Source organism: Flavobacterium sp. 38-13 (assembly GCF_001899155.1).
In the GTDB taxonomy this organism is placed as follows: Bacteria; Bacteroidota; Bacteroidia; order Flavobacteriales; family Flavobacteriaceae; genus Flavobacterium; species Flavobacterium lindanitolerans.
The window spans coordinates 1-25,829 of sequence record NZ_MKVG01000009.1 but is presented as its reverse complement, the minus strand read 5'-3'; the positions used below and the strand labels follow the sequence as shown (position 1 = coordinate 25,829).

The 25,829-nt window shown below is 38.5% G+C and carries 22 protein-coding genes; 6 read left to right on the top strand and 16 right to left on the bottom strand.

Annotated features, from left to right (window positions below):
• Positions 1-16 precede the first annotated feature (16 nt).
• The 4 genes from BGO88_RS06265 to BGO88_RS06250 all read right to left on the bottom strand — a co-directional run bounded on the left by BGO88_RS06265 (position 17) and on the right by BGO88_RS06250 (position 2,022).
• Positions 17-496: a GbsR/MarR family transcriptional regulator gene (locus BGO88_RS06265; protein WP_286706316.1), complete on the bottom strand. Its 480-nt coding sequence runs from the start codon at positions 494-496 to the stop codon at positions 17-19.
• Positions 497-625: 129 nt separating this feature from the next.
• Positions 626-1,006: a septal ring lytic transglycosylase RlpA family protein gene (locus BGO88_RS06260; RefSeq protein ID WP_286706315.1), complete on the bottom strand. Its 381-nt coding sequence runs from the start codon at positions 1,004-1,006 to the stop codon at positions 626-628.
• A gap of 2 nt (positions 1,007-1,008) precedes the next feature.
• Positions 1,009-1,488 (bottom strand): septal ring lytic transglycosylase RlpA family protein, encoded by a 480-nt coding sequence (locus BGO88_RS06255; protein WP_273238907.1) that lies wholly within the window; start codon positions 1,486-1,488, stop codon positions 1,009-1,011.
• 84 nt (positions 1,489-1,572) lie between these two features.
• Positions 1,573-2,022, bottom strand: coding sequence for a hypothetical protein (locus BGO88_RS06250; RefSeq protein ID WP_056067546.1), 450 nt, complete (start codon positions 2,020-2,022; stop codon positions 1,573-1,575).
• Between the two features lie 172 nt (positions 2,023-2,194).
• Here BGO88_RS06250 and BGO88_RS06245 point away from each other — a divergent pair, with 172 nt between their 5' ends.
• The 3 genes from BGO88_RS06245 (at position 2,195) to BGO88_RS06235 (ending at position 5,650) form a co-directional block, all read left to right on the top strand.
• Complete coding sequence (locus tag BGO88_RS06245; RefSeq protein WP_056067544.1) at positions 2,195-2,608, top strand: hypothetical protein; 414 nt, start codon at positions 2,195-2,197, stop codon at positions 2,606-2,608.
• Between the two features lie 75 nt (positions 2,609-2,683).
• The gene (locus tag BGO88_RS06240) at positions 2,684-4,924 is read left to right on the top strand and encodes a monovalent cation:proton antiporter family protein (protein WP_056067542.1); all 2,241 of its coding nucleotides are present in this window, start codon (positions 2,684-2,686) and stop codon (positions 4,922-4,924) included.
• Positions 4,925-4,951: 27 nt separating this feature from the next.
• Entirely contained in the window at positions 4,952-5,650 is a 699-nt protein-coding gene (locus BGO88_RS06235; RefSeq protein ID WP_101471104.1) for a DedA family protein, read from the top strand.
• Positions 5,651-5,703: 53 nt separating this feature from the next.
• Here BGO88_RS06235 and pgi read toward each other — a convergent pair whose 3' ends face one another.
• The 9 genes from pgi to uvrC all read right to left on the bottom strand — a co-directional run bounded on the left by pgi (position 5,704) and on the right by uvrC (position 19,066).
• Positions 5,704-7,347 (bottom strand): glucose-6-phosphate isomerase, encoded by a 1,644-nt coding sequence (gene pgi / locus BGO88_RS06230; RefSeq protein WP_286706314.1) that lies wholly within the window; start codon positions 7,345-7,347, stop codon positions 5,704-5,706.
• Positions 7,348-7,404: 57 nt separating this feature from the next.
• Complete coding sequence (locus BGO88_RS06225) at positions 7,405-8,649, bottom strand: M23 family metallopeptidase (RefSeq protein WP_056067531.1); 1,245 nt, start codon at positions 8,647-8,649, stop codon at positions 7,405-7,407.
• 19 nt (positions 8,650-8,668) lie between these two features.
• Entirely contained in the window at positions 8,669-9,610 is a 942-nt protein-coding gene (locus BGO88_RS06220; protein ID WP_180326396.1) for a tryptophan 2,3-dioxygenase family protein, read from the bottom strand.
• Between the two features lie 2 nt (positions 9,611-9,612).
• Positions 9,613-10,386, bottom strand: a complete 774-nt coding sequence (locus tag BGO88_RS06215) for a DUF3108 domain-containing protein (RefSeq protein WP_101471102.1) — start codon at positions 10,384-10,386, stop codon at positions 9,613-9,615.
• Positions 10,387-10,683: 297 nt separating this feature from the next.
• Positions 10,684-11,844, bottom strand: coding sequence for a 4-hydroxyphenylpyruvate dioxygenase (gene hppD / locus BGO88_RS06210; protein ID WP_056067524.1), 1,161 nt, complete (start codon positions 11,842-11,844; stop codon positions 10,684-10,686).
• 79 nt (positions 11,845-11,923) lie between these two features.
• A complete protein-coding gene (locus tag BGO88_RS06205; protein WP_286706313.1) occupies positions 11,924-13,081 on the bottom strand; it encodes a homogentisate 1,2-dioxygenase in 1,158 nt (385 codons plus the stop codon).
• Between the two features lie 243 nt (positions 13,082-13,324).
• A complete protein-coding gene (locus BGO88_RS06200) occupies positions 13,325-14,962 on the bottom strand; it encodes an amino acid permease (protein WP_286706312.1) in 1,638 nt (545 codons plus the stop codon).
• A gap of 97 nt (positions 14,963-15,059) precedes the next feature.
• The gene (locus BGO88_RS06195; RefSeq protein WP_101471099.1) at positions 15,060-17,264 is read right to left on the bottom strand and encodes a patatin-like phospholipase family protein; all 2,205 of its coding nucleotides are present in this window, start codon (positions 17,262-17,264) and stop codon (positions 15,060-15,062) included.
• A gap of 8 nt (positions 17,265-17,272) precedes the next feature.
• A complete protein-coding gene (uvrC, locus tag BGO88_RS06190; RefSeq protein ID WP_056067516.1) occupies positions 17,273-19,066 on the bottom strand; it encodes an excinuclease ABC subunit UvrC in 1,794 nt (597 codons plus the stop codon).
• A gap of 122 nt (positions 19,067-19,188) precedes the next feature.
• Here uvrC and BGO88_RS06185 point away from each other — a divergent pair, with 122 nt between their 5' ends.
• Genes BGO88_RS06185 through BGO88_RS06175 form a run of 3 tightly spaced genes read left to right on the top strand, consistent with a single transcriptional unit; the run spans position 19,189 to position 20,961 of the window.
• Complete coding sequence (locus BGO88_RS06185; protein ID WP_286706311.1) at positions 19,189-20,169, top strand: succinylglutamate desuccinylase/aspartoacylase family protein; 981 nt, start codon at positions 19,189-19,191, stop codon at positions 20,167-20,169.
• Positions 20,170-20,181: 12 nt separating this feature from the next.
• A complete protein-coding gene (locus BGO88_RS06180; RefSeq protein ID WP_286706310.1) occupies positions 20,182-20,745 on the top strand; it encodes a 5-formyltetrahydrofolate cyclo-ligase in 564 nt (187 codons plus the stop codon).
• Positions 20,746-20,769: 24 nt separating this feature from the next.
• Positions 20,770-20,961 carry a hypothetical protein gene (locus BGO88_RS06175; protein WP_273238901.1) on the top strand — a complete coding sequence of 64 codons (192 nt, stop codon included), beginning with the start codon at positions 20,770-20,772 and terminating at the stop codon, positions 20,959-20,961.
• Here the strand turns inward: BGO88_RS06175 and BGO88_RS06170 are convergent.
• The 3 genes from BGO88_RS06170 to ileS form a co-directional block, all read right to left on the bottom strand.
• Positions 20,958-21,581: a lipoprotein signal peptidase gene (locus tag BGO88_RS06170; protein ID WP_056067509.1), complete on the bottom strand. Its 624-nt coding sequence runs from the start codon at positions 21,579-21,581 to the stop codon at positions 20,958-20,960. The genes BGO88_RS06175 and BGO88_RS06170 overlap by 4 nt on opposite strands.
• Before the next feature lie 142 nt (positions 21,582-21,723).
• Entirely contained in the window at positions 21,724-22,104 is a 381-nt protein-coding gene (locus BGO88_RS06165; protein WP_056067507.1) for a TraR/DksA family transcriptional regulator, read from the bottom strand.
• Positions 22,105-22,110: 6 nt separating this feature from the next.
• A complete protein-coding gene (gene ileS, locus BGO88_RS06160; RefSeq protein ID WP_286706309.1) occupies positions 22,111-25,512 on the bottom strand; it encodes an isoleucine--tRNA ligase in 3,402 nt (1,133 codons plus the stop codon).
• Positions 25,513-25,829 lie beyond the last annotated feature (317 nt).

Genomic DNA, 25,829 nt, shown 5'->3' with positions numbered 1-25,829 from the left:
ATAAAGGTTGATTGATTTATTTGTTCTCTACTTTTTCTAACTTCTGAATCGTTTTATTTAAAAATTTTTCGAATTCCAGGATGTGTTCCTGATAAATCTTAATTAGTTCCAAATTGGCACAGTCGCCGTCACTCACTGTCTTTTTTCGGTACTCTATTATTCTCTCTACCATTTTCTTTTCGTCAAGAACCATCTGCAGATGATTTTGCATCCTGTCGCCAAAAGAAGATGGCCTGTAATATTTCTTTCTGTCACCGGGAAAAGTATAATATTCTATTTTTCCTATCTTCAGCAACAGGTTTAAATTGGTAGAAACCGAACTTTTGCTGGCTCCTAGTGTGGAAACTAAATCGTCAAACGTCAATCCTTTGGCGTCATTCCAAACAATAAGGCAACCTAATATTCGTCCTGACAAAGGTGAAAAGTTCCAATACTTTTCAAAATGAACACCAAACATCTCCACCAATCCTTCTCTTTCTTTCGCTATGTCTGTCATTTGATATGTTAATTTTGGCGCAAAGTTAAATCAGGTTCGGTAATTACCGAACTAAACGAACTTAAATTTATGTTAATTTTTAATTGTCCGTTTTTAAGCAATAAAAAAGCCAGCATAATGCCGGCTTGGTTAGTTTATAATTTCAATGTTCACTCTTAATGAACCATGATTTTTATTATCTGCAATTTCCATAAAGGCTTTTTTAGTGAGGTCGATTTCCCTGCCCGGCACAAATGGCCCCCTATCGTTTATTTCAACCAAAACCGATTTTTCATTGGCGATATTGGTTACTTTGACTTTTGTTCCGAATGGTAGTTTTTTATGGGCGGCTGTATAATTGCTATTGTGGAATTTTTCCCCACTTGCTGTTTTTCTACCGTTGAATTTGTCGGCATAATAGGACGCATGGACATTCTTCTTATATACTTTTCCGGATACCGATTTGGCAGACGAGCAGCTTGCCTGCAGGCTTCCAAGTACTCCGATAAATAAAAATATCCTGGCTTTCATGATTACTGTACAATTTCAATGGTTACTTTTAAATGACCTCCGTATCGGGAAGAAGCAATGTCCATAAAGGCTTTTTTGGTAAGGTCAATTTCTTTTCCTTTGGTAAACGGGCCCCGGTCTGTCACTTCTACTATAACCGATTTTCCATTGGCTTCATTTGTTATACGGAGCTTGGTTCCAAAAGGAAATTTTCTATGGGCTGCGGTATATTTCTTATTGTCAAAAATTTTTCCGCTTGCTGTGCGTCGTCCTGTAAATTTGTCCGCATAATAAGATGCATGAGCATTTTTCTTATGGAGCTTATATTTTTTTGATTCTGCTAATTTTAAGCTATCTTCTATTGCAACTTTCTTTACCGAATCCTGAAATGCCTGGTTTTTTTCCGGGGGTGTTTTTTGAAAATTTCTATCCTGTATGGAAAAACCGCTCGAAAAGACCAAAGCAATAAAGGCCAGCAACAGAATGGTAGTCTTATACTTCATGATAAATTTTTTTATGTTTGGCCAATTCATCTCACAATTACTATACCTAAAATGAAAAAAGCTCAAAAAATTGAGCTTTATTTTTTATGAGAACCACACATTCCAAGGAATTCTTGACAACAGCAACAGGAATCCCAAAGCATAGAATATGGCTATTTTCTTGAATTTTTTATTGGAATCATCTACTCTTTTGTGTGTGCTCCACCCAATAGTTATCAGCACAATTGCCAGAATATTTACGAAAGGATGTTCTACGGCCATCATACGAAGCTCACTATTTCCCATAATTTCTTTCATACCTGCCTGTCCAAACAGGGCAATTCCTTTTGGAGAAACAAAATACAGTATCAGTCCAAAAACAAATTGGAGATGAGCAGCTATCAGACCAAAAAGGGCAATCCTTCTGTCTTTTGGTTTGAATTCGTTTTTAGCAGATAGCCCTATCAGGGAATTAATTGTTGCAACGCCAATTGTAAAAAGGGCTACATAGGCAATACCGGAGTGGGCTTCAAGAATAATTTTGTAAGTATCCATGGTCAAAAATTGTTTTTTACAAATATATCAAAAAATGAAATGCTCCAAAATTATGGGAACACGGCAGACCAATAAATAATGAATCCAAATTACGAAATAAAATCTTAATAATTAACATTTCTTTAATTGAATTGGTCACTGTTTTAAAATCCAATATCATAAATTTGCGGAAATGATGAAAAAAGCCGTACATATTACTTTTTTGTGCTTATTCTTTCTGCTTGGTATGCGTTGCGATGCCGGCAATAAGAAAAACTTGTCATTGACTTTTCCTGAAACCAATTGCACACCGCAATTAAAAACATGCCAATACGGTCTTTCAAAAAAAGAATTTTCGGTTGTGCGTGACACATTGGATAAGCTCCATAAAAAGAAGAAATTTTCTAACCCCTATCGTTATAGTATGGCCAGGCTTTCAAAATGCCATGGTTTGACTTTACTTTTTGGAGCCGTTTCTTCTTCAAAATTTGTTTTCCATACTTATTTTGCTTTGGCAAACCCTTTTGAAAAACATTCCCTGTTTGGTTCTTTCTGCCATAAAGGAAAACTACTATCCATCTTCTATCCCTTTCAGGCTTTTTGGTAATAAATAATTGATTTTCTTTTTTAAGATTCTCTACCTGAATCTTCCTAAACATTGTCCAATTAAATTATTACAGATATGAACGAATTAGAAAATACGGCAGCAGCCTCACATCACCTTTATCCACTTATAAGTGATTTGGGACTAATTCTTATGACTGCCGGTGTTGCCATTTTACTTTTTAAGAAAATCAGACAACCTTTAGTTCTTGGATATTTAATTGCGGGATTTCTTGCGGGCCCTTATTTTACGTTATTCCCTTCTGTAAAAGACGTACAAAACGTTGAAGTCTGGGCAGAAATCGGGGTTATTATATTGCTTTTCAGCCTGGGCCTCGAATTTAGCTTTAAGAAATTGATGAAAGTCGGCGGAACGGCCTCCATTACTGCCCTGGTACAAATTTTCTCTATGGTATTTTTGGGATATTGGTGTGGTCAGCTCATGGGCTGGTCTTCTATGGACAGTATCTTTTTGGGTGTTATCCTCTCCATTTCGTCAACTACTATCATACTTCGGGCTTTTGATGAATTGGGTGTAAAAGGCCAGAAATTTGCCGGCATTGTTTTTGGCGCGCTGATTGTTGAAGATATTGTAGCTATCCTTATGATGGTTCTGCTTTCAACCATTGCCGTAAGTCAGCAATTTTCAGGAATGGAACTTTTTGAATCAGTATTAAAACTTTTGTTTTTCCTTATACTATGGTTTGTAGGTGGTATCTTTTTCATTCCTACCTTACTAAAAAAGGCTAAGAATCTTTTAAGCGATGAAACCCTGTTGATTGTTTCCTTAGCTTTATGCCTTATGATGGTAATTCTGGCTACTATGGCCGGTTTTTCACCTGCTTTGGGTGCTTTTATCATGGGTTCTATTATTGCTGAAACCACCAAAGCGGAACGCATTGAACACCTCGTTAAACCTGTAAAAGATCTTTTTGGAGCCGTTTTCTTCGTATCTGTAGGAATGCTTATCAATCCTAGTACATTGGCAGAATATGCCGTTCCGGTAATTATTATCACCTTGCTGACCGTTTTTGGAAAAACTTTAAGTTCCACTATCGGAACCCTTATTTCCGGACAGCCCTTAAAACAGTCTGTACAAACCGGGATGAGTTTAGCTCAAATTGGTGAGTTTTCGTTTATCATTGCTACTTTAGGGATGACATTGGGCGTAACCAGCAATTTCCTTTATCCTATTGTAGTTGCCGTTTCTGCCATATCAACATTTACGACTCCTTTTATGATTAAGCTTTCTATTCCGGTTTCCAATATGCTGGAAAGAAAACTCCCTAAAAAATGGATTAAGGCAATCGACAGCTACAGTTCCAGTTCGCAGACTATAAAAGCCACAAGCAACTGGGTTTTATTTTTAAGATCCAGCATCATTCAGATTATAATCTATTCTGTAATTATAATTGCCATTATTCTGCTTTCTTCAAGAGTAGTACTTCCTCTTGTAAACGGTTCGCAATGGGCCAATGTCGCGATAGCTGTTCTAACACTTTTATGTATTTCACCTTTCTTATGGGCCTTGTCGTTCAGAAAAGTTGCGCCTACCGCTTATGAGGAATTGAAACGGGAAAGAAAATTTTTAGGACCAATAAAAATTGTCAATATTATCCGAATACTGTTTACCCTGTTTTTTATTGGATTATTGCTCAACAGTTTCTTTTCTAATTTCATTGCCTTTACTGCTTTGGTTATTTTTGCCGTGGCTTATATGGTTTTCCCTAAAAAGCTGCAAACATTATATGACCGAATCGAAAACCGATTTATGCAGAATCTTAACGACCGGGAAAATACGGAAGCTTCAAAAAGCAAGCGGGAGCTTTCTCCCTGGGATGCGCACATGACTACTTTTGAAATCAGTGCCGAATCCAATATTGTTGGGAAACCGCTACACCAGCTGGAACTCCGTGAAAAGATAGGAATCAATATTGCGGCAATCAAACGCGGAAATATTACAATTAATGTTCCTAACCGAAATGAGCAGATTTATCCAAATGATATTCTCTATGTCATAGGAACAGACCGACAGATAGAGAAATTCAAGACCTATCTGCAGCAGAGTTTTGTGGCAGTTCCTGAAAACAATTCTGAAACTGTCCTGAAAAATTTCGAATTGAAAAACGAAGATTTTATTGGCAAAACCATACGCGAATCACAGCTTAGAGAAAAAACAGATGGCCTGGTCGTGGGAATTGAACGGGAAGGCCGCCGAATGATGAATCCGGAATCCCACGTCGTACTTGAAAGAAACGATATTATCTGGATTGTAGGCGATAAGAAAAAAATGAATTCTATTACACTAAATGCTTCTTAATAATTATTTACTTAACTAAATTCTAAAATGGATAATTTTGATTGGAAACAGCTCATTAACCCTGAATTCTACATTGCAATGGAACTTGGGGGCGTTAGCGTTGGACTGTATGTTGTGCTTTTTATTGTTTTTGCAGAAACAGGATTGTTTGCCGGGTTTTTCCTTCCGGGTGACAGCCTTCTTTTTCTTGCCGGAATCTACAGCCGTGAACTTGTAGAAAATCTTGTTATCATTGAAAGTGACTTTGGCAACGTTGCTTTACTGGCTACATTGGTTGCTATTTCCGGAATTATCGGAAATACGGTGGGTTATTGGTTTGGTGCAAAAAGCGGATGGTATCTTTATAAAAAAGAGGACAGCTTCTGGTTCAAGAAAAAGTATCTGGAGCAGTCGCGCGTATTTTTTGAAAAATACGGCGGGAAAGCGATTATCATTGCACGTTTCATGCCTATCCTGAGAACCTTTGCCCCGATTATTGCCGGAATCGTGCAAATGGACAAAAAACGTTTCATATTCTACAATATACTAAGTTCTTTCTTATGGGCTTTCAGCTTAATTATGGCTGGACATTATCTTTATGGTTTGTTTTTAAGCAAATTTGACATTGATTTGAAGAGCCATATTGAAATCATTATCCTTATCATCGTAGCGGCTACTACCATTCCGCTAGTGGTGAAATTCTTGAAAGGAAATAAAGAAACTCCGGAAAACAATACAGAAGAATAATAAAAAGCCTCTCGATTTAGAGGCTTTTTCTTTTAGACTAAACTCATTAGTTCTTATTTCTTATCTAAAAAATAACGCAGCAAAAGAGCCGTTGAACTGTCATGTTGTTTTACAACGCCTGAATTGATTTCATCAAGAATTGAATTCGCTAATTGTTTGCCAAGTTCAACACCCCATTGGTCATAACTGAAAATATTCCAGATTACGCCCTGTACAAAAATCTTATGTTCATATAATGAAATCAGTGAACCTAAAGCTTCTGGCGTTAGCTGTTGGATTAGCAATGTATTGGTTGGCTTGTTCCCCTGAAAAATCTTAAATGGTGTCAGGAATTCTGCTGCTCCTGAGGAGAAATTTGTTTTTGTAAATTCTGCCCTTACCTGGTCTTCCGTCTTTCCATTCAGCAAAGCTTCTGTCTGGGCAAAGAAATTCGACATTAGTTTATTGTGATGGTCTTCATCGCCATATAGAGGTTTTACAAAACCAATAAAATCAGTAGGAATCAATTTGGTTCCCTGATGGATTAGTTGGAAAAATGCGTGCTGTGAATTGGTTCCCGGTTCGCCCCAAATGATTGTTCCTGTCTGGTAGTTTACCGGATTGCCGTCTCTGCCAACACTTTTTCCATTACTTTCCATGATTGCCTGTTGAAGGTAGGGAGCCAGTTTCTGGAGGTATTGTGTATAGGGAATCAGCGCTTCGCTTTCTGCGCCAAAGAAGTTGTTGTACCATATGCTCAAAAGTGCCAGAACTACAGGAATATTCTGGTTGAATTCTGCCGATTTGAAATGTTCATCCATTTCATTCGCACCTTTCAGCAGTTTATTGAAATTGTCGAATCCTACAGCCAAACTGATGGACAGGCCTACAGCACTCCACAAAGAGAATCTTCCTCCAACCCAATCCCACATAGGAAAAACATTATCCGGATTGATTCCGAATTCTGTTACCTTCTGGATATTTGTAGAAACAGCCACAAAATGCTTGGCAACGTCTTCCTGTCTTGCTGATTTTAAAAACCACTTACGTACCGTTTCAGAGTTTGAAAGCGTTTCCTGGGTGGTAAATGTTTTTGAAACCACTACAAAAAGTGTCGTTTCGGGATTTAGGTTTTTGATTTTTTCCTGTACGTGATCACCATCAACGTTAGAGATAAAATGAACATTCAGGTGGTTTTTATAAAACTGAAGGGCTTCTACTACCATTGCCGGTCCTAAATCTGAACCCCCAATTCCAATGTTTACTACATCTGTAAAAGCTTTTCCGGTGAAACCTTTTCTTTGTCCGTTAATAACCTCGTCACAAAAGGCCTTAATCTTGTTTTTTACGCGATATACCTCCGGCATCACATTTTGTCCGTCTGCGGTGATTACAGCAGATTCAGGAGCGCGTAAAGCAGTATGAAGTACCGCCCGGTTTTCGGTTTCGTTGATACTATCGCCATTAAAATATTTGGCAATGGCGTCTTTCAGATTTACTTCCTCAGCCAAAGACAAAAGCAAGCTTATTGTTTCTTCTGTGATAATATTTTTAGAATAATCTACAAGAAAGTTATTCCATTGAAGATTAAATTTTTCTGCTCTGGAGCTATCGTTTGCAAACATTTCCTGCATTGAAGCATATTGCATTTCAGCGAAATGTTCACGCAGTTTTTGCCAAGCAACTGTTCCTGACGGATTGGTTCTGCCTAAAGCCATGGTAATAAAAAATTAGATTTGTAGTCTTTTGAAGGCTCAAATTTAGGCAATAATGAATTACTTTTTGAATTTAATTGCAGCGATGCTGTCTAATTCTTTTTTGAGAGGCGCCATTTCAGCCATGAATCTAGGCTTGTATTTCGCATCCATCGGGATTGAATTCGGGAGTTTCTGTTTAAGGGCATCAACCTGTACGCCGTTTTTCCAGAAACGGTAACAAACGTGCGGTCCGGTTGCCAGACCTGTACTTCCTACTTTTCCAATAACATCCCCCTGAGAAACCCGTTGTCCTTTTCGAACCAATATTTTAGACATATGGAGGTATTGCGTCGAATAGGTCGAATTGTGTTTGACTTTTACAAAGTTTCCGTTTCCGGCGGTATATCCGGTTTTTTCAACCACACCGGTTGCCGTCGTTATAATTGGGGTTCCCGCCGGCGCTGCATAATCAGTACCGTTATGGGCTTTGAATCGCTGTTGTACGGGATGGAATCTTCTTGTTGAAAATTTTGAGGAAATCCTGAATCCGAATTTTAAAGGTGCTTTCAGGAACATCGTCTTGAGCACTTTTCCTTCCTCGTCATAGTAATTTACTTTTTTTGCCGTAGTATCCTGCTTGAACGGAAAGGCATAGATTTTTTTTCCTTTGTATTCAAAAAAGGAAGCTTCCAGGCTTTCTACACCTGCATAAATTGTGTCGCTGATGTATTTCTCATTAAAAGTAACAGCAAACTTATCGCCTTTCTGAATTTTGAAGAAGTCGACAGAATAGGCATAAATATCGGCAAGATTTTGAGCGAGTGAAGCGTCAACACCTGCCTTGCTTAGAGTTTCAGACAATGAACTTTCGATTTCCGTAGCTATTGTTCTTCTTTTAATCGTTATTGGTTTTTTATTTCTATAGGCCACAATAGAATCTCTTAAATCAATAACGTTGTAATGAATATTATCCGGTTGGTAAATAAAAACCTGAACCGTATTGGGTGCTGTTTTTGTTTTTAGGATGGTATAAGGTCTACCGGCACGGATATCTCTGAAGTTAAAAGAATCTCTGGCTTTTTCTGTTATTTCGTGTACTTTGTATTTGCCCAGATTATGTTTGTCCATCAATGTTCCAAACGTATCGCCACTTTTGACTGTATCATTCACAACCAAAAAATCATTTAGTGTAAAACCAAATTCAACAACAATCGGCTCTTTTACAGGAACTTCTTTAATATTATTTTCTTTTTCGGACTTTTCTTCCTTGTTACAGGAAACCAGGGTAAATAGCAATAGTAAGGTTAAAACAGCGTATTTCAAATCGTATTCTTTAATCTAATTAGACGTTTTTTTCTTCTCCCCAAGAGGCCAGCTCTTCCGGAGACCATAATTCTGGAAAAAATATCCTTCTTTGGTATTTTGGATGCATGTATTTTTTCCAATCGCTTCCGCCGGTGGCTTCTCCGTCACCTTTGCCGCTTCCGTCAATATATTTTTTTGCGGTATTCAAATGCTGCATGACCCATGTAATGTTGACCGTATGGTCATAATGGCGCATGGCTTTGATTAATTCTTCATTTTTCTGGTCCTGTTCCGGCAATTCTTTGAATTTACGCCATACGTTTATCGTATTGTATTCTTCCATATAGCTTAAGAATTGAGGTTTGTATTTTCTTTCAAATTCTTTAAGCAGGTATGATTTTTCGCCGGTATGATAATCTTTTCCTGCGGCCTGCCAATAAAGGTGTTCTAAGGCATGCTCATAAGGCGTATTTCTGTCAATTGTTTTTCTGAAACGATAATCAATCAGGTTAATCAGGTCTGTAGAACAAAACTCAATCAATCTGTATTGTGCACTTTGGAAACCGCTGGCCGGAGTCAGCGTATTTCTGAATTTCATATATTGTTCAATTTCCATTCCATCACCCATAATATCGAATGAAGTGGTCAGCATATCGAAATAACGGCTGATTCGCATCAGCTTTTCTGTAAAATATGATGTTTCCGGTTTTGGGGTATGGCAGAGCTGTTCCATTTCCCATAAAATCATCTTGAACAATAACTCGTTTACCTGATGGTACATGATAAAAACCATTTCATCTGGTAATGTTGTTCTTTGAATCTGTAAATTTAATAAGGCATCCGTTTGAATATAGTCCCAATAGGTTATTGGTTTGGACCAAAGCAACCCTTCGAGGTGCGTTTCGGTTTTTTGATTTATTGCCTGAAATTTTTCTTCTAGTTGATCTAACTGATCTTTAATATTGGGAGTAATATCCATTTTTATTTATCTGCTATAATTTTGAAAGGATGTATCAATCCTTTATATCCGTCCAAATCGGCTTTAAGAGAACCTACGGCCAGACTGGCCTTGATTCGTAACGGAATTCTATTCTCATCGTCTGAAATCCAGACCGTTAAACTTTCTTCTTCTTTAAAAACGCGACCTGCCTGAACATAAGGTCTGAAGATCATCGTATTTACTTTTCCAAATTTAGTTTTTAAAACTTCTCGACCCATAAATTTTAACTTAAACTTTGTGGTTTCGTCGTCAAAAAACATATCAATAACAATTGACTCGCCTACTTTTAATTTGTCAATTGTTGGATGGTTTCTTAAAAAATAGAATGAGGAAACTATGTCCTGAACGTTCTCAGGAACAGAAATGGTTTTTTCTGAATTTTTCTTGTAGTCTTTAACCAGTACGTTATTTGCTGACTGGTTAAAAAAACCTTCCTGATTTTTGGTATAGCCGCCTTCATTAATCTTTCTGACAAATTGGTAAGGCTGTCCGGTTTTCTTATCGAAATAACTCTGGTAATCGTCATTTACCTTAAAGAAAAATTTTGTCATACCGGTCGTATAACCGTTTCCTACAGCATGGAAAACTTTTTTCCCGTTTTTGGTAGCTTCTTTGACTTCAAGCGTGGCGTAACCCGCATTGACCAAGCCGTAATGTATTCTGAATTTGAACCATTCACCAACATCAAAAGCTTTATTGTCCTGGGCCTGAAGGTTCGCAGTTGCAAACAATAATAATATTATAATCTTTTTCATAATTCAATTTTATATGTCTTCCAACTGTTAATACAATTTCTATTCCAAAAGTATTAAAACAAAAAAACCCAGTCAAAGATTATGACTGAGTTTTTATGCTATTAACCAACCAAAAAACTATAAATTATGAAAAATTTACATAAAAATCGAAGGAAACCACTCCCTCTCTTTTTGCGGGTGCAAAGGTATGCAATAATTAAATTATTGCAATTAAAAAATCAACTTTAACACAATATTAGCAAAAAATAGTTTTTTGAAAGGTTTGATTTTGCATTATTCTCAGAAAATTATACCATTCTATAAAGTTCCTCTTTTTTCTTGCTCTCTTTCGATAGATTCGAATAAAGCCTTGAAATTTCCTGCTCCGAATCCGCGTGCTCCCATTCTCTGAATGATTTCAAAAAACAGCGTAGGACGGTCCTGAACCGGTTTTGTGAAAATCTGAAGAAGATACCCTTCCTCATCAGCATCAACCATGATTGCCAGTTTTTCAATTTCATTCAGGTCTTCCTTCATCATTTTCATATGCTCGCCCAATCTTTCCGGAACCGCTTCATAATAGGCTTTTGGCGGAGCCGATAAGAACTCTACTCCACGAGCTTTCAATTGAGAAACCGTTTTGATGATATCGTCTGTTGCTATAGCGATGTGCTGTATACCAGGACCGCCATAGAATTCCAAATATTCTTCAATCTGTGATTTTTTCTTTCCTTCAGCAGGCTCGTTGATAGGGAATTTGATTCTTCCGTTTCCGTTTGACATTACTTTACTCATCAAAGCAGAATATTCCGTATTGATTTGCTTGTCATCAAACGAAAGGAAGTTTACAAACCCCATTACATCTTCATACCATTTCACCCACGTATTCATTTCGCCCCAACCTACGTTTCCAACCATGTGGTCAATGTATTTGAAACCTGTTGGCTCCGGGTTGTAATCTGATTTCCATTCTTTATATCCCGGCAGGAATACGCCTGTATAGTTTTTTCTTTCTACGAACATATGGACTGTTTCGCCATAGGTATAGATTCCGGCACGAACCACTTCTCCGAATTCATCTTTTTCAACAGTTGGCTCCATGAAAGGTTTTGCGCCTCTTTTTGTAGTTTCTTCAAATGCACTTCTTGCATCTTCTACCCAAAGCGCAGCCACTTTCACACCATCTCCATGTTTTCTGAGGTGGTCATTCAATACTGAATCTCCGTTTAAAGGTGTAGTCAACACCAAACGAATTTTATCCTGTTTTAAAACATAGGAAGCCCTGTCGCGAACTCCTGTTTCCAAACCGGCATAGGCCAATGACTGGAAACCGAAAGCTGTTTTATAATAATGTGCGGCCTGTTTTGCATTGCCTACATACAATTCAACATAATCTGTTCCTAACAGCGGAAGGAAATCCTGTGCTCCTTCAAATATTTTTTCTAATCCGTATTCTACTGATTTTACTTCTTTACTCATTTTAGTATGTTTTTTCTAACCCTGGCAGGGTTTAGAATCCTGCCAGGGTTGTTAGTTGTTTTTTGTTTTATTTGTTTTTTTATTCTACCCAGGACTTATAGTATTGCCCGTCGTCCAATCCCATTGCTTCTTCGGTTACCATCAGCGGACGGAATGTGTCTACCATAACTGCCAGTTCTTCGGTTTCTGTTTTTCCAATACTTCTTTCCATCGCACCCGGTGCCGGACCGTGAGGAATTCCTTTCGGATGCAGCGTAATGTGACCCTGCTCAATGTTGTTTCTACTCATAAAATCACCGTCAACATAATACAGCACCTCATCACTGTCAATGTTACTGTGGTTATAAGGAGCCGGAATTGATTTTGGGTGATAATCATACAGTCTCGGACAGAAAGAACAAACAACGAAAGTTGATGTTTCAAAAGTCTGGTGTATTGGCGGCGGCAAATGCACGCGTCCTGTTATTGGTTCAAAGTTATGAATACTGAAACCGTAAGGAAAGTTATATCCGTCCCAGCCTACTACGTCAAAAGGGTGAGTAGCATATACTACTTCATGAATCATTCCTTCTTTTTTGATTTTAATCAGGAAATCACCTTTTTCATCGTAGGTTTCCAGTTCGGATGGCAGTTTGAAATCTCTCTCACAGAATGGCGAATGTTCCAAATGCTGTCCGGATTGGTTCTTATATCGTTTTGGCGTATAAAAAGGCGCAAACGATTCTACATAGAACAAACGGTTATCCGAAGTTTCAAAGTCGATTTGGTAGATAATTCCTCTTGGAATAATAAGATAATCCCCATATTCGAAAGGTATATTTCCCATCATCGTACGCAGGGTCCCTTTTCCTCTGTGGATGAAAATCATTTCATCAGCATCGGCATTTTTATAGAAATAGTCGCGTAATGATTTTTGCGGAGCCGCCAAACCTATGGTGCAATCCTTATTGACAAGCATTGCTTTTCTGCTATCCAGAAAATCTTCCTGAGGCTTCAATTCGAAACCTTTGAATAGTAATGACTTGATATTTTTACCAATGGCAATTTTAGGTTCAACCGAATACGAAGCTTTGATTTCCTTCACTTGTGTTGGTCTGTGAACATGATATAACAGAGAAGAATGCCCATGAAAACCTTCTGTACCAAAAAGCTGCTCGTAGTAGAGTCCGCCATCCGGTTTTTCAAATTGCGTATGTCTCTTTTGGGGGAAATTCCCCAATTTATGATATAGTGGCATAATTATTAGATTTATGAATTATGAATTTAGTTTTTGGATATAGAATCCAAAAACTCATTCCGGGTTTCTCTTAATAAGAAACTTCAAATGTGCCAATAAACCTTCCCAACTCGTATTCATAGTCACAAATATCGGAAAAATTAATTTTTTCACATTATTTCTTGTGAAATATTTATAAAAAGGAAAAAGGCATTACTGATTGTAAATTTTTTCAGTAATGCCTTTATTTATTTTAGAAAAAAACTATCTGCTTTTTTTATAGCTGTAAGCATAAATCAGGGCATGAATTGCCGCGAAAATCAATGAGAAATAATACAAGAAAGTATCATCTATGTTCGGGTCTCTATGGTGGATGATTGCCACTATCACTAAGGCTACAACCATTCCTAATCCGGAACCGGCTACTACTTTAAAGCTGTCTAAGTTGAAGTTCCCTTTATTCAGGATACTATGTTTCATTCCGTAAAACAGGTAAAGGTCAAAGCCAATCATCATCCAAACGATTAATCGAATCCAGGTATCCAATGGTAAAAATACCATCATAAACAAGCAAACCAGTACACCGGCAATAGGCACAAAAGGAACCAAAGGTGTTCTGAACGCTCTTGGCGCATCCGGCATTTTTTTACGCATTATCAATACGCCAATACAAACTAATATGAAAGCGAATAATGTTCCGATACTTGTCATTTCTCCTACAACCCTGGCAGGCACAAAGGCCGCGAAAAGGCTCACGATTACCATGAAAAGGAAGTTGTTTTTTGCAGGAGTTCTGAATTTTGAATGTACTTCAGAAAACACTTTTGGCATCAGACCGTCTTTACTCATTGAGAAGAATACACGGCTCTGCCCCATAAGCATCACCAGAATTACCGAAGCATAACCTCCTAAAATTGCCAAAAGAATGGCGTTGTTCAACCACGGATAGGCTGGCGTAATCATTCCGTCTGCTCCGGCAGGCCCCATTGCTTCAACTGCAATCGCCACAGGCGCGATACCATCTTTTCCGGCAAATGCCTGATAATTTACCACCCCTGTCATGACGTGGGCAAAAAGAACATACAAAACCGTACAGATTGCTAAAGACAATAATATTCCTATAGGCATGTCTCTTTTTGGGTTTTTAGCCTCCTGGGCTGCCGTAGAAACAGCATCAAAACCAATATAAGCAAAGAATACAATAGCTGCTGCTCTGATAATTCCGGAAAAACCAAATTCACCAAAAGTTCCTGTATTTTTAGGGATATAAGGTGTATAGTTTTCAGGTCTGATATATTGCCATCCAACAGCAATAAAAATCAATACGACACTAACTTTTAAGAGTACAATGATTCCGTTTACGAGAGCCGATTCTTTGGTACCTCTGATCAATACCAGCGACATCACCATAACAATCAATACGGCAGGAAGATTTATTATTCCTCCTTCAAATGGCGAAAGCATATAGGATTCATCCAGATGGATGCCGTAACTGCTTAGAAATTTTCCGAGATATCTGGACCAGCTAATCGAAACCGTAGCGGCACCAACCGCATATTCCAGTACCAAATCCCAACCAATAATCCAGGCAACAAATTCTCCCATTGTCGCGAAGGAATAGGTGTAGGCACTTCCGGCTACCGGAATCATTGAAGAAAATTCCGCATAGCATAAACCGGCAAAAACACAGCCAAATGCGGCTACTAAAAAAGAAATCGTAATTGCAGGACCTGCATTCATTGATGCGGCAAGACCTGTTATCGAAAATAATCCGGCTCCTATTATCGCCCCTATTCCTAAGGCTACTAATCCTGGTGCGGTTAATGTTTTCTTTAAGCCTTTTTCATCTTCCGATGCTTCTGCCAGTAATTGTGGTAATGATTTTCTTTTCCAAATAGACATAAATTTGATTAGTTTAGTGTTTATTGGTTCCAAATATAGTTTTTTTATGGAATAATTAACACATAAACAAGAGATATAATTTTTTGGAACCGATTCTTTAAAACCAGAATCCTATGCTAAACCATGTCTGATGGTCTTTGGTTTCCGGCGACCAGGAGTGCTTGATTTCTACCGGGCCAATGATTGTTTCCAGACCATATCCAAAAGCATATCCTGAAAAATTTGGCCTGTCAATCCAATTGCTTGTATCAAAAATCTTATTGCCAATGTTGGCATAGTTTGCCGTGAAGTTGAGGTGGTTTTTTCGGAATATCTCGTAATCAACACCAACAGCTCCTTTGATATAGCTATTTCCGGAAAGGCTTACAAAATCATATCCGTAGAAATGCCTGAAATTATTAATCATATTGTAGCCATAGCCTCCCAATACGAAATCAAAAAACGGAACGGTTTGTTCGCCTACCGTAAAGCCGGCTTCTGACTGCAGGTTTAACGTAAATCGGTTAAAGAAGGTTTTGGAGAAAGCCATTTCTCCTTTCAGTATGCTGAAATTCTGGTATTCTTTCGTATAATCCGACGAATACACAAAAGACTGGAAATCACCACAAAAAAGGAATCCGTTTTTCGGAAAATATTTCTTGTCAAAAGAATCGTATTTCAGATAGGCAATAATGCTTACATAATCACTGTTTTCCAAAATAGGGTCTGTTGCTTCAAATGTTTTTGTCTTGATCTTCAGATGTTTAAATTCAGCCCCGGCACCAATAAGAAACTTCTGCGCAAAAATAGTCTGGAAATAGGCCTGATTGGTAAAATCAGAGTAATCGATATTGATAGAACTCAAGCCAAAAAGATTCAGGAGTTCCCCATTATTAAAATCGGTAAGTATGTTACGGTTAAAGGTATTGTATCGGGATTTAAGACCAAAACTCCAGTAAAACCCATTATCAATATAATAGTCCAGATAATATCTGAAATTATCACCCAATCCTATGTCTAAAGAAACAATATCGTTCTTAAAAAGAAGTTTTTTTTGGGTAACGTTCAACAAAACGGCACTTTTGTACAAGCCATCATAATGAAGCCCGAACTTCAGATAAGTTTTTATAGGATTTTCTACCAAAGTCATGCTCAATACATCATTTCCGGATGCCGATTTGGAAAACGAATAGCCAATACCGCTAAAGTTTTGGGTAGCGCTCAATGTATTGATTCCCTTATCGAGGTCCTCATAGCTAATTTTAGTTCCTGCCTTAAACCCAAGTTTCCCGATTACATAGGTGCGGTTATAATTTTCAAGCTGATTCGTTTTAATTTCACTTACAAACAGGCTGTCTCTTTGTAACGGAACCATTCTTTTTACAGGTTTTTCCGCATTTCCTACTTTTTGAATCTGGTCGATTACTTTTCGCGCAGCATCTTCTCCTGTTTTAATAATCTCATTGCCTTGAGAGAAAGAAATAACAGAATAGGCCGTAATATCGGGTTTTATGTAAATATCCGTCGCTTTCCTTTTGCGGTCCATTTTCTGAATCATCTGCATATTTGATATCTGGACCAGGATTTTTGTAGCATCTGTCAAGGCATCCCTGTCTTTCAAATCGTCCTGAACATCAACCCCAATAATGACATCTGCCCCAAGATTTTTTACTTCCAGAATCGGATAATTATTGGTTACACCTCCATCAACCAGCAATTTACCGTCAATTTCAACAGGCATATATAAGGATGGCAGTGCCGCACTTGCTATCATTGCCTGTGGCAGTGAACCTTTGTTCAGCAGAACTTGCTGCCCGGTTTCAATATCTGTGGCAATACACAAAAACGGAATGGGCAATTGGTTAAAATCCCGTATATGCCTCACATTGTGAGTCAGCTTGTTGAGCATATTGAAGTTATACAGTCCTTTTGACAAGGCTCTCGGAATACCAATCTTCATTTTTTTGAATGGTAATGTGAGCGCATACAGCTCATCATTCCTTTTTTCGTAGAAGTTTTTAGTCGACCTTGGAATATAATCCTGAATCAGGGCATCGTAATCTGTCGTCTTGAAAATGGAGTCAATTTGGGTTGCGCTGTATCCCGATGCATAGAGCCCGCCAATAATCGCTCCCATGCTGGTTCCCCCAATATAAGAAATCTCCACTCCCGATTCTTCCAACACCTTTAAGACGCCTATGTGGGCCAGTCCTTTTGCTCCTCCCCCGCTTAAAACCAATCCTACTTTTGGTTTTTTCTGCTCTTGTGAAAATACAACCGAGACAGAAAACATCAGCAGAAGTATAAGAGCTATTTTTTTCATAGGATAAGTTACTTGGTGGAATTGTAAAAGTCGGTAATTTTTTTGGCTTTTGAAACACCTACAACGTCAGAAATTTCTTTTTCTGTTGCCTGAGACAATCTTTTAACAGATTTGAAGTGTTTTATAAGCGTAATCATGGTTTTTTCACCTATTCCGGGTATAGTTTCTATTGATGTTTTTAAGGCACCTTTGCTTCTTTTATCGCGATGGTGTGTTATTCCAAAACGGTGTGCCTCATTTCGCAATTGCTGTATTACTTTCAGGGTTTCGGATTTCTTGTCCAGATACAACGGAACCGAATCACCCGGATAGAACAATTCTTCCAGACGTTTTGCAATACCAATAATGGCTATTTTGCCTCTTAAATCCAATTCTTCCAGACTTTTTAATGCGGAAGACAGCTGGCCTTTTCCTCCGTCAATAATGATGAGTTGTGGCAATGGCTGATTCTCATCCAACAGCCGTTTGTATCTTCTGTATACGACTTCTTCCATAGAAGCAAAGTCATTGGGCCCTTCAACGGTTTTGATATTAAAATGGCGGTAATCCTTTTTGCTTGGCTTCCCATCCTTGAAAACCACACAGGCAGCGACCGGATTGGTTCCCTGAATATTGGAGTTATCAAAACATTCGATATGTCTTGGTTCGACAGAAAGACGGAGGTCCTTTTTCATCTGTGCCATGATTCTGTTGGTATGGCGATCCGGGTCGACAATTTGTAATTGTTTCAACTGGTCCATACGATAGAATTTCGCATTTCGGATGGAAAGTTCCAGAACCTGCTTTTTATCACCCAATTGCGGAACCGTTACTTTTATATTTTCTCCCAAATCAACTTCAAAAGGCACAATCACTTCTTTTGACAGCAGTCTGAAACGTTCTCTCAATTCCACTATAGCCAATTCCAACAGTTCTTCGTCTGATTCGTCCAGCTTTTTTTTCAGTTCCATTGTATGGGAGCGGATAATGGCGCCATGGGAAATCTGCAAAAAGTTGATATAGGCCATGCTTTCATCTGAAACGATAGAAAAGACATCCACATTTGAAATCCTCGGATTGACAATTGTAGACCTTGACTGGTAGTTTTCCAGGGTTTCAATCTTGTCTTTTATTTTTTGCGCCTCCTCAAATTTCATTTCTGCTGCGAGATTTTTCATCAGCGTCTTGAAATCTTTCAGGCTTTCTTTAAAATTTCCTTTCAATATTTCACGGACAGCCTCAACATTGCCTTGATATTCTTCCAAAGACTGATATCCTTCGCAAGGTCCTTTACAATTTCCTATATGATATTCGAGACAGACTTTGTATTTGCCTGAATTGATATTTTCACGCGAAAGGTCATAATTGCAGGTCCGTAACGGATAGAGCTCCTTAATCAAATCCAAAAGCGTATGGACTGTTTTAAAGCTTGTATACGGACCGAAATACTCCGATCCGTCCTTTATCATATTTCTTGTGGTGAATATCCTTGAAAACGGCTCTTTCTTGATACAAATCCACGGATAGGTCTTATCATCTTTGAGCAAGACATTATATCGTGGCTGGAGTTTTTTTATCAGGTTGTTTTCCAGCAGCAGCGCATCTGTTTCTGTAGGCACCACTATATGCCTGATGGAGACAATTTTACGAACCAACACATTGGTTTTTCCGTTGTCGTGCAGCTTATTGAAATAGGATGAGACACGTTTGCGAAGATTTTTTGCTTTTCCTACATACAGAATCTTATCATCCTTGTCATAATACTGGTATACGCCCGGTCCGTCGGGCAAAGTCTGAATCTGAAGTTCAAGAGGAGTTCGCATCTTACAAAGTTAGTTTCAAAAATTCCGAATTGCAAGCGCCCCATTTCAATTTTTATATCGTTTTGGGAAATATTTAGCGTTCTGAATCCCAATTTTTATACATTTATATTTTTAAACATAACATGGCGCAACCTACTTATAAAAGCCTTACTATTTTGGGCGAAACCATACTTCCCGGCGAGAGCCGGACCCTGAATATGGAAATTGCAAAACTCCATACGATGACGAAGCTGAAAATTCCCGTAATTATCGAACGCTCCGAAATCGAAGGTCCGACTGTTTTATTTTCGGCAGGACTCCATGGCGACGAAATTAACGGAATCGAAATTGTAAGGCAACTTATCGTTCAAAAAATCAACCGACCAAAAACAGGCACAATTATCTGTATTCCGGTCATCAATGTTTTTGGCTTTTTGAACCGAAGTCGGGAATTTCCGGATGGCCGAGATATGAACCGGGTTTTTCCCGGCAGTAAAAATGGTTCACTGGCCAGTCGTTTTGCTTACTATCTGCTGAAAGAAATCATACCAAATGTTGATTATTGTATCGATTTTCATGCGGGAGGCGCCAGCCGTTTTAATGCACCGCAAATACGCATTGTTCCCAACAACCGTGAACTAAAAGCATTAGCCGATGTATTCCATGCGCCTTTTGCCCTGTATTCCAAAAATATTTCTGGTTCCTTCCGAAATTCCTGTGACCGACTGGGTGTAAAAATGCTGTTGTTTGAAGGCGGAAAATCACTTGACATCAATGAATCAATCACACAGCAGGGTGTTGAAGGAACCAAACGTTTTCTCGATTATTTCGGAATGCTGAATCCCAAACGAAAGGCAACTAATGCTGAGCAAAAAATTATTTATATTGAAAAATCAGCCTGGGTACGCGCCAAAGCATCGGGTTTGTTTCATGGTCTGACAACCATAGGCTCTTATGTAGAAAAAAGTCAGGTACTGGCTACCATTTCTGATCCTTACGGAAAAGTTGAATATAAAGTAAAAGCGCCAAACTCAGGATATATTATCAATGTTAATGATGCTCCTATTGTATACCAGGGTGATGCCATTTTTCATATTACAACGGCATTGGAAAATCAGGGCTGAAAAACAAAACAAATGCACAAGAAAGAATTACGATCAAAATACAAGGCTTTACGCGCTGAACTTTCACAAGAAGATATAGAGGAACGAAGTCTGGCCATTGCCAATCAGGTTGTCCGGATGGATATCTGGGATAAATTATACTATCATACCTTTCTGCCTATTAGCGAACACAAGGAAGTAGACACCGAATTCCTATTACAGGTACTGGCCGGAAGGGACAAAGAAATTGTAGTTTCAAAATCAGATTTCGAGACCCGAAAAATGACCCATTTTTTATTGACTGACAATACCCGATTCCAAAAAAACGAATACAATATTCCGGAGCCTGTGGACGGAATCGAAGTACCTCCTTCAAAAATAGATGTAGTTTTTGTGCCGTTACTTGCTTTTGATAAAAAAGGACATCGTGTGGGTTACGGAAAAGGATTTTACGATCTTTTCTTATCCGAATGCAAAAAAGACGTGCTGAAAATCGGATTATCATTTTTTGAAGCGGAAGAAGAAATTACCGATGTCTTTGAAAATGACGTCAGGCTTGATTTTTGCGTAACACCTAATACCATTTATAAATTCTAAAATCGTAACTTTAAAACAAAAAAGATGAAAACTACTTTAAAACTATCTATCGGATTGCTTTTGCTTTGTTTTGCCTTTTCAATTTCAGGATGTAGTGCAAGCGTTAGCACCGGAACATCGAGCAGATCCAGTAAGTCAAAACCGTTACCTCCTGGACAGGCAAAAAAAGTGACTGGCGAAAAAAGTGCTAAAAAATATGCTCCGGGACAGAACTAAGCCAGTTCCGAACGTTTGTTAGAGCCTGAAAATGCTTTTTTATTAAAAACAATCAATATACCTACTCCGGTAGATATGGCCATGTCTGCTATATTAAAAATAGCATTAAAAAAGGTAAAATGTTTGCCTCCCCAGATTGGAAGCCATGTTGGAAGATTGCCTTCCCAGATTGGAAAATAAAGCATGTCAACTACTTTTCCGTGAAACCAGGTACCATAAGGCTGATCCGAGAAAAGCGTTGCGGTCTGACCTGTACTGTGATCGAAGATTACTCCGTAAAAAACAGAATCGATAATGTTTCCGAAAGCTCCTGCCAGAATAAGCGAAATAGCTACAATCAGGTATCGGGAACTGTTTTTTCTGACCGAATCCCAAAGCCACCAGCCAATTCCTGTCACAGCTACCAGCCTAAAAAGCGTCAGAATCAGTTTTCCATAATCTCCAGGGATTTGTGTTCCCCAAGCCATTCCTTCGTTTTCAATCAACAAAATCTTAAACCAGCTGGCTACGTTTATCTGTCCTTCTTCACCATAGATAAAATTGGTTTTGATATATATCTTGGATATCTGGTCAACGATAAGAATTAGGATAACTAATAAATATGCTTTTTTTAATGACATTTTCTTTACTTTATTGCGCAAAAATAGAAATATTATTTATAAAATCACTTGCCGTGATGAGTTCGTTTTGACTCTGCTTTTAAATATTAAAAAAACGCTCCTTATATGGGAGCGTTTTTGTTATCTGTTATTTTAAAAGCAACTATCGCTGCAGGTTTTTGGCTTCGATACTCATTGTAGCATGAGGAACGATTTTAAGCCTTTCTTTGCTGATCAGTTTTCCTGTCACTTTGCAAACACCGTAGGTTTTGTTTTCTACTCTGAAAAGTGCATTTTTCAAATCGCGGATAAACTTTTCCTGACGGATCGCCAATTGAGAGTTCGCTTCTTTCGACATCGTTTCGCTTCCTTCTTCGAATGCCTTAAATGTAGGAGACGTATCGTCTGTTCCGTTGTTAAGGTCATTCATATAGGCGCTTTTGATCAAATCTAAGTCTGCTTGTGCTTTTTGTATTTTTTTTAAAATAATTTCTTTGAACTCTGCTAGATCAGCGTCTGAGTATCTTGCAACTTCATCTACCATATTATATTATTTTGAAATTAATATACTTGTTTTTATATCGTCAAACTCAATTTCTATACCGTTTTCTACTTTATCCAGAATTATCAGCTCTTCTGTCAGCGTTTCAGCTTTGATATAATCCTGATTTGCCTGTAACGCTTCTTCGATAATTCCGTCTTTCTGGACCTGTACCTTAATCTTGTCCGTTACCTCAAATCCAGAGTCTTTCCTGATATTTTGAATACGATTGACTAATTCCCTTGCAACTCCTTCTTTTCTCAATTCATCCGAAATGGTAATATCCAAAGCTACAGTAATTCCGTTTGCATTGGCTACCAGCCATCCCTCGATATCCTGAGAGGAAATCTCTACGTCTTCAGAGGTTAAATTAATACTTTTCCCTGATATAACAATATCCAGCGATCCGTTTTTATCCAATTCATTGATCTGCTCCTGAGAGAAATTTTGTATTTCTTTGGAAATCAGACCCATATCTTTACCAAAACGCGGCCCTAATGCTTTAAAATTAGGCTTAATCTGCTTCACTAATACACCGGAAGCATCATCAAGCAACTCAATTTCTTTTACATTTACCTCTGCTTTTATCAGGTCAGACACCGCTTCAATCTCTGCTTTCTGTTTGGCGTCAAGCACCGGAATCATTACCTTTTGCAGGGGTTGACGCACTTTTATCATCTCCTTTTTACGTAGTGACAACACCAATGATGAAATCGTTTGTGCTTTCTCCATTCTGCTTTCTAACGATTTATCAACAAAGTTATCAGCATACTCAGGAAAATCGGCCAAATGTACGCTATCGAATGTTTCCTTATGTGTTGCCTGTGTTAAATCTCTGTAAAGCCTGTCCATAAAGAACGGAGCAATAGGAGCGCTTAGTTTGGCAACCGTTAAAAGACAGGTATACAGTGTCTGGTAGGCCGCAATCTTGTCTTGTGCGTATTCGCCTTTCCAGAATCTTCTTCTGCACAAACGAACGTACCAGTTGCTCAGATTTTCCTGAACAAAGTCCGAAACAGCTCTTGCTGCTTTGGTAGGCTCATAATCCGCATAATAACTGTCTACATTTTTAACCAGGGTATTCAATTCAGACAATATCCAACGGTCAATTTCCGGCCTTTCCTGTAATGGCACTTCGGCTTCCGAATAAGAGAAACCGTCAATGTTTGCATATAAGGCGAAGAACGAATACGTATTATATAAAGTTCCGAAGAATTTACGGCGTACTTCGGCAACTCCTTCAATATCAAATTTTAAGTTATCCCACGGATTGGCATTTGAAATCATGTACCAACGCGTAGCATCAGGACCGTATTCTGCCAGTGTTGTAAACGGATCTACGGCATTGCCCAAACGCTTAGACATTTTTTGTCCGTTTTTATCCAATACCAAACCATTTGAAACCACATTTTTATAGGCTACCTTATCAAAAACCAAAGCAGCTATAGCATGAAGCGTATAGAACCATCCGCGGGTCTGGTCTACTCCTTCTGCAATAAAATCAGCCGGAAAGTCTTTGTTTCCATCAATTTTGTCTTTATTCTCAAAAGGATAGTGCCACTGTGCATAAGGCATCGCTCCCGAATCAAACCATACATCAATCAGGTCGGTTTCACGTTTCATCGGTTTTCCGGAAGGTGAAACCAAAACAATTTCATCCACCACGTTTTTATGCAGGTCTACCAAATCATAATTCGCTTCCGACATGTTTCCGATTTCAAATCCTTTAAATGGATTTTCTTTCTGGAAGCCTGCTTCGATTGATTTTTCAATAGCGTTATACAGTTCTTCAACAGAGCCAATGATTACTTCTTCTCTTTTGTCTTCGGTTCTCCATATTGGCAACGGAATTCCCCAGTATCTTGAACGTGAAAGGTTCCAGTCGTTGGCATTTTTCAACCAGTTTCCAAAACGACCTTCTCCGGTCGATTTCGGCTTCCAGTTGATCGTTTCGTTCAGGTCGAACATCCTGTCTTTTATATCCGTAACCTTGATAAACCAGGAATCTAACGGATAATATAACAAAGGTTCGTCTGTTCTCCAGCTATGCGGATAACTGTGTACGTATTTTTCAACCTTAAAGGCTTTATTTTCTTCTTTTAAACGGATCGCAATTTCCACATCTACCGATTTCTCCGGAGCCTCGCCTGCATTATAATATTCATTCTTTACATATTTGCCGGCAAACTCACCCATATGCGACGTGAATTTTCCTTGCAGGTCTACCAGCGGAACCGGCGAACCATTTTCATCCAAAACTAACATTGGTGGGACTTCCGGTGTTGCCTCTTTCGCCGCTTTGGCATCGTCTGCACCAAATGTAGGAGCCGTATGAACGATTCCGGTACCATCTTCTGTGGTAACGAAATCTCCTGAAATTACTCTAAAAGCATTTTCAGGGCTCTGATATGGTAATGCAAACGGCAATAGCTGCTCATAACGGATACCTACCAGGTCAGCACCCAAAGCCTCGGCTACTATTTTATACGGCAATTGCTTGTCTCCACTTTTTACTTTATCAAAATCAGCTTCTTCCGTACTTTCAAAATAACCTTTACCAAATTGTTTTCCAACCAGTTTCTTTGCCAGAATAACGTTTACCGGTTCAAATGTATATTGGTTAAATGTCTTTACAAGAACATAGTCAATTTTTGGCCCTATAGTAAGTGCCGTGTTCGATGGCAATGTCCAGGGCGTAGTCGTCCATGCCAGAAAGTGGATATCGCCAAAACCTTGTAAAAAGGACGGTAATGTTTCCGAAAGAGCTTTGAACTGTGCTACTATGGTAGTATCAGTCACATCACGGTAAGCTCCCGGCTGATTGACTTCGTGAGAGCTTAATCCGGTTCCAGCTTTTGGAGAATATGGCTGGATGGTATAACCCTTATAAAGCAAGCCTTTATCATAAATCTGCTTCAAGAGCCACCAAACAGTTTCCATGTATTTTGACTTATAGGTCACATACGGATCCTGCATGTCCACCCAATAACCCATTTTTTCGGTCAGGTCATTCCATACATCGGTATAACGCATCACCGTTTTTTTACAGGCTTCGTTGTATTCTTCAATAGAAATTGTCTTTCCTATATCTTCTTTGGTAATTCCCAATTCCTTTTCGGTTCCCAATTCTACCGGCAGTCCGTGCGTATCCCAGCCTGCTTTTCTTTTTACCTGAAAACCTTTTTGAGTTTTATAGCGACAGAAAATATCCTTAATAGCACGCGCCATTACGTGGTGAATACCCGGCAATCCGTTTGCTGAAGGCGGTCCTTCAAAAAACACATACGGGCTATTCCCTTCACGTGTGGTTACGCTCTTTTCAAATATTTCTTGTTTTTTCCAGAAATCAAGTACTTCAGATGCCACTGTTGGCAGGTCAAGTCCTCTGTATTCAGTAAATTTTGTACTCATTTTTATCGCTTTGTAAAATCAATTTGCGAAAGTAATGAATTTTTTAATTAGTTATACCGTATCAGATGTTCGTTTTTCAGAAGATTCCGCTGACTATCAGGACTACTTTTCATGTTATCATGATTTAGAAATCAAAATAGTTCCCACCATAAACTTTAATATTTTTTACAGATTTTCTGTAATGGGAGTTTTCCGCATGGACCTAGATTTGCCAAGAAATATGTTTTTATCCGTAAAATGTTACATTTCTATACTAAAAATCTATTTCTTTGCGTTTTAAGACAAATTAACAGGACTTAACTTAAACAATTACAGGC

Bases quoted from the DNA above. Each gene is read 5' to 3' on its own strand.
- BGO88_RS06265 (WP_286706316.1), bottom strand. From the start codon at position 496: ATGACAGACATAGCGAAAGAAAGAGAAGGATTGGTGGAGATGTTTGGT.
- BGO88_RS06260 (WP_286706315.1), bottom strand. From the start codon at position 1,006: ATGAAAGCCAGGATATTTTTATTTATCGGAGTACTTGGAAGCCTGCAG.
- BGO88_RS06255 (WP_273238907.1), bottom strand. From the start codon at position 1,488: ATGAAGTATAAGACTACCATTCTGTTGCTGGCCTTTATTGCTTTGGTC.
- BGO88_RS06250 (WP_056067546.1), bottom strand. From the start codon at position 2,022: ATGGATACTTACAAAATTATTCTTGAAGCCCACTCCGGTATTGCCTAT.
- BGO88_RS06245 (WP_056067544.1), top strand. From the start codon at position 2,195: ATGATGAAAAAAGCCGTACATATTACTTTTTTGTGCTTATTCTTTCTG.
- BGO88_RS06240 (WP_056067542.1), top strand. From the start codon at position 2,684: ATGAACGAATTAGAAAATACGGCAGCAGCCTCACATCACCTTTATCCA.
- BGO88_RS06235 (WP_101471104.1), top strand. From the start codon at position 4,952: ATGGATAATTTTGATTGGAAACAGCTCATTAACCCTGAATTCTACATT.
- pgi (WP_286706314.1), bottom strand. From the start codon at position 7,347: ATGGCTTTAGGCAGAACCAATCCGTCAGGAACAGTTGCTTGGCAAAAA.
- BGO88_RS06220 (WP_180326396.1), bottom strand. From the start codon at position 9,610: ATGGATATTACTCCCAATATTAAAGATCAGTTAGATCAACTAGAAGAA.
- BGO88_RS06215 (WP_101471102.1), bottom strand. From the start codon at position 10,386: ATGAAAAAGATTATAATATTATTATTGTTTGCAACTGCGAACCTTCAG.
- hppD (WP_056067524.1), bottom strand. From the start codon at position 11,844: ATGAGTAAAGAAGTAAAATCAGTAGAATACGGATTAGAAAAAATATTT.
- BGO88_RS06205 (WP_286706313.1), bottom strand. From the start codon at position 13,081: ATGCCACTATATCATAAATTGGGGAATTTCCCCCAAAAGAGACATACG.
- BGO88_RS06200 (WP_286706312.1), bottom strand. From the start codon at position 14,962: ATGTCTATTTGGAAAAGAAAATCATTACCACAATTACTGGCAGAAGCA.
- BGO88_RS06195 (WP_101471099.1), bottom strand. From the start codon at position 17,264: ATGAAAAAAATAGCTCTTATACTTCTGCTGATGTTTTCTGTCTCGGTT.
- uvrC (WP_056067516.1), bottom strand. From the start codon at position 19,066: ATGCGAACTCCTCTTGAACTTCAGATTCAGACTTTGCCCGACGGACCG.
- BGO88_RS06185 (WP_286706311.1), top strand. From the start codon at position 19,189: ATGGCGCAACCTACTTATAAAAGCCTTACTATTTTGGGCGAAACCATA.
- BGO88_RS06180 (WP_286706310.1), top strand. From the start codon at position 20,182: ATGCACAAGAAAGAATTACGATCAAAATACAAGGCTTTACGCGCTGAA.
- BGO88_RS06175 (WP_273238901.1), top strand. From the start codon at position 20,770: ATGAAAACTACTTTAAAACTATCTATCGGATTGCTTTTGCTTTGTTTT.
- BGO88_RS06170 (WP_056067509.1), bottom strand. From the start codon at position 21,581: ATGTCATTAAAAAAAGCATATTTATTAGTTATCCTAATTCTTATCGTT.
- BGO88_RS06165 (WP_056067507.1), bottom strand. From the start codon at position 22,104: ATGGTAGATGAAGTTGCAAGATACTCAGACGCTGATCTAGCAGAGTTC.
- ileS (WP_286706309.1), bottom strand. From the start codon at position 25,512: ATGAGTACAAAATTTACTGAATACAGAGGACTTGACCTGCCAACAGTG.